Raw genomic sequence first — 3,796 nt, forward strand, 5'->3', positions numbered from 1 at the left:
GGGCCCCGCGGCACGCCGGTCGGCGTGTCGCGGGGCCCGGCGCGCGGGCGGGCGTCAGTGCGGCAGGGTCACGTAACCGACCAGCGTCTCGATGCTGTGGTCGATCATCTCGTCGGTGAGTCCCGGGTAGACACCGATCCAGAAGGTGCGCTCGGTGGTGATGTCGCTGTTGGTCAACGGTCCGCTCACCCGGAACTCGCGTCCTTCGTAAGCCGGGTGGCGGGTCAGGTTGCCGGCGAAGAACCGGCGGGTGGCGACCTTGCTGGCCTCCAGGTGGTCGATGAGCGCCCCCGGTTCGAACGGCGCGTCCGGCCGTACCGTGATGGCGAAGCCGAACCAGCTCGGGTCGCTGCCCGGCGTGGCCTCCGGCAGCAGCAGGTGCGGAAGTCCGTCCAGGCCCTCGCGCAGCCGCGCCCAGTTGTGCCTGCGGGCGCTGCCGAACGCGTCGATGCGGTTGAGCTGTTCCAGGCCCAGCGCCGCGGCGATGTCGGTCGACTTCAGGTTGTAGCCGACGTGGGAGAAGATGTACTTGTGGTCGTAGCCTTCGGGAAGTGACCCCATCTGCTGCTCGAACCGCTTGAAGCAGCGGTTGTCCTCACCGGGCTCGCACCAGCAGTCTCTGCCCCAGTCCCGCATCGACTCCACGATCCTCGCCAGGATCATGTTGTCCGTCAGCACGCACCCGCCCTCGCCCATCGTGATGTGGTGGGCCGGGTAGAAGCTCTCGGTCGCCAGGTCGCCGAACGTGCCCGTCAGCTTCCCCTGGTAGGTGCTGCCGAACGCGTCGCAGTTGTCCTCGATGAGGAACAACCCGCGGTCCTCGGCCAGTTGGGCGATCTCCGCGACCTGGAACGGGTTGCCCAGGGCGTGCGCCATCATGATTGCCCGGGTGCGATCGCCGATCGCCTGCTCCACCCGCTCCAGCGAGGCGTTGTACGTGCCCAGTTCGATGTCCGTGAAGACCGGCACCAGGCCGTTCTGCAGGATGGGGTTGACCGTCGTCGGGAATCCCGCGGCGACCGTCACCACCTCGTCCCCCGCGACGAGCCGGTCGTCGCCCAGCTGCGGTGACGTGAGTGCGGCGAGCGCCAGCAGGTTGGCCGACGAACCGGAGTTCGTCAGGTGCGCCTTGCGCAGGCCGAAGTACTTGGCGAGCCCCCGTTCCAGGCGCCGGGAGCTGATCCCGGCGGCGATCCGCATGTCCAGCGCCGCTTCCACCAGCGCCACCCGGTCGTCCTCGGAAAGCACGGCTCCGGAGGCCTGGACCGGTGTGGAACCCGGCAGGAACCCTGAAGCGGCGGTGTTCCGGTGGTACTCGCGGACCAGGTCGAGGATCTCTGACTTGTCGTTCCCCATCGGCTGAAGGCCTCCTGTGTGTGCCGTTACGCGCCGGACGGCCGGCTCGCAGTCGAGGCGGATCCCCACGCCCGTGCGGATCGATCGGGCCCCCAGCCCAGCACGCGTACCGGCCACAAGCCAGCGTCGGCGGGCAACTCTAGGGATCCACCAAGACCCGTGCCGCCGCGAGGACGACGCGACACCCGCGGCGGCGTCCCGGAAGGGGTGGACGGACGGCCCGCGCTGCTACCGGCCCGTTGCCCGGCGCAGCTCCTCGACACGGTCGGTGCGCTCCCAGGTGAACTCCGGCAGCTCACGGCCGAAGTGGCCGTAGGCGGCGGTCCGGGCGTAGATCGGGCGCAGCAGGTCGAGGTCGCGGATGATCGCGGCCGGACGCAGGTCGAAGACCTCGTCGATCGCCTGCTCGATCCGCTCGGCGTCGACGGTCGCGGTACCGAAGGTCTCGACGAACAGGCCGACCGGCTCGGCCTTGCCGATGGCGTAGGCGACCTGGACCTCGCAGCGCGAGGCCAGGCCGGCCGCCACGACGTTCTTGGCCACCCAGCGCATCGCGTACGCCGCCGAACGGTCCACCTTCGACGGGTCCTTGCCGGAGAACGCTCCCCCGCCGTGACGGGCCATGCCACCGTAGGTGTCGATGATGATCTTCCGGCCGGTCAGGCCCGCGTCGCCCATCGGACCGCCGATCTCGAACCGGCCGGTGGGGTTGACCAGCAGCCGGTGGTCGCCGGTGTCGAGCTTGATGCCCTGCTCCTGCAGCCTCCGCAGTTCGTACTCGACCACGAACTCGCGGATGTCCGGGGCGAGCATCGAGTCCAGGTCGATGTCGGAGGCGTGCTGCGAGGAGACCACCACGGTGTCCAGCCGCACCGCCTTGTCGCCGTCGTACTCGATCGTGACCTGCGTCTTCCCGTCCGGCCGCAGGTAGGGGATCGTCCCGTCCCTGCGCACGTCCGACAGCCGCTTCGACAGCCGGTGCGCCAGGAACACCGGCAGCGGCATCAGCGTCGGCGTCTCGTCGGTCGCGTAGCCGAACATCAGCCCCTGGTCGCCGGCTCCCTGCTTGTCCAGCTCGTCCGCGTCGCCTTCGACCCGCGCCTCGAAAGCCGCGTCCACGCCCTGTGCGATGTCCGGGGACTGCGCCCCGATCGACACCGACACCCCGCACGACGCCCCGTCGAACCCCTTGCTGGAGGAGTCGTAGCCGATCTCCAGGATCCTGCCGCGCACCAGCGTCGCGATGTCAGCGTAGGCCTTCGTGGTGACCTCACCGGCCACATGCACCAGACCCGTCGTGATCAGCGTCTCGACGGCGACCCGGGAGGCGGGGTCCTCGCGCAGCAGCGCGTCGAGAACGGTGTCGCTGATCTGGTCGGCGATCTTGTCGGGGTGGCCCTCGGTCACGGACTCCGAGGTGAACAGGCGACGGGGCATGGCTCTCCAGTGGTTGTGGGCGGGGTCCGGCACGTGGGCGGGCCCGTCGGGCCCGGTGGCCGTCACCCGGGGCACTTCCGGCCACTCGGGGCATGCTCCCGTCAGCCGCACCAGGAGATCCCTAGACGCTTCGGCACGCCGCCGAGAGGACGGCGTCGCCGGCGTCGCCGGAGCGCGCCGCACCGAGTTCCGGCGTGTGCGGGTGTGAAGGAGTTGCGACCACACGGATCCTCTCCGGGCGGGGCGCGGGGCGACATAGTTGAATGGTGTGCATGGTTGATCACGTCGGAGTCGTCTTCTTCTCCGCGGACGGCGTGCTGATCCGGGGGGCACCGCTCTCGTCCGCCGTGGAACAACGGCTGGGGCTGGCCCCGTCGCACGGCGACGCGGTACCGGCCGGGGACCGGACACCCGACGCGGAGCGGTGGGCCGGGATGTCGGAGTCCGCCGTCCGCACCGAACTGGACGGCATGCCGTTCGTCGCCGGTGTCGAGGCGACCACACAGTGGTGCTGGGAGAACGGCCTGGTGCCGGTCCTGACCACAACGGCCTGGGCACCCATCGCCGCGTACCTGGCCGACCGCTTCGGTTTCCACTCCTACCACGGGAGGCCGCTGGAAGCGGCCGACGGGCGCTTCACCGGCCGCTCGACCGGCGGCCCCCTGGACCCCCAGCAGCAGAGGGACTTCGCCGCCCGGCGCGCCGGGGAACTCGACGCCGCACCCGAGGACTGCGCGGCGATCGGGGCCTCTGCCTTCGACGGCCCGCTCCTCGACCTCGTCGGCTGCGGTATCGCCTTCAACGCCCCACCGGACGCGCTGCCCCGGGCCACCGCCACGGTTGACGGCGACGACCTGCGGGCCATCCTGCCCTTGCTCCGGAGTGCCTCCGCGGCAAGGGACTGAGGGCCGCCACAGAGCCCGCCCCGGGGGGAGACCCACGCCCCCGTGGAGGTGGCCCCGTGCCGGGCGGGCGCCACTGGCGTGTGCCGGCCGCCCGGCAC

3 protein-coding genes are annotated in these 3,796 nt (G+C 70.9%); 1 reads left to right on the plus strand and 2 read right to left on the minus strand.

Annotation, left to right across the window (positions count from 1 at the left end):
• Window positions 1-54: 54 nt before the first annotated feature.
• Window positions 55-1,356, minus strand: a complete 1,302-nt coding sequence (rfbH, locus tag ACYVE9_RS18685) for a lipopolysaccharide biosynthesis protein RfbH (protein ID WP_461029027.1) — start codon at window positions 1,354-1,356, stop codon at window positions 55-57.
• A 228-nt stretch (window positions 1,357-1,584) separates the two neighbouring features.
• Window positions 1,585-2,793, minus strand: a complete 1,209-nt coding sequence (gene metK, locus ACYVE9_RS18690; RefSeq protein ID WP_461029028.1) for a methionine adenosyltransferase — start codon at window positions 2,791-2,793, stop codon at window positions 1,585-1,587.
• A gap of 272 nt (window positions 2,794-3,065) precedes the next feature.
• On the opposite strand from metK, the gene ACYVE9_RS18695 reads away from it, so the two are divergent.
• Window positions 3,066-3,698: an HAD family hydrolase gene (locus tag ACYVE9_RS18695; RefSeq protein WP_461029029.1), complete on the plus strand. Its 633-nt coding sequence runs from the start codon at window positions 3,066-3,068 to the stop codon at window positions 3,696-3,698.
• The last annotated feature ends 98 nt before the right edge of the window (window positions 3,699-3,796 follow it).

Source organism: Streptomyces sparsus (assembly GCF_054776295.1).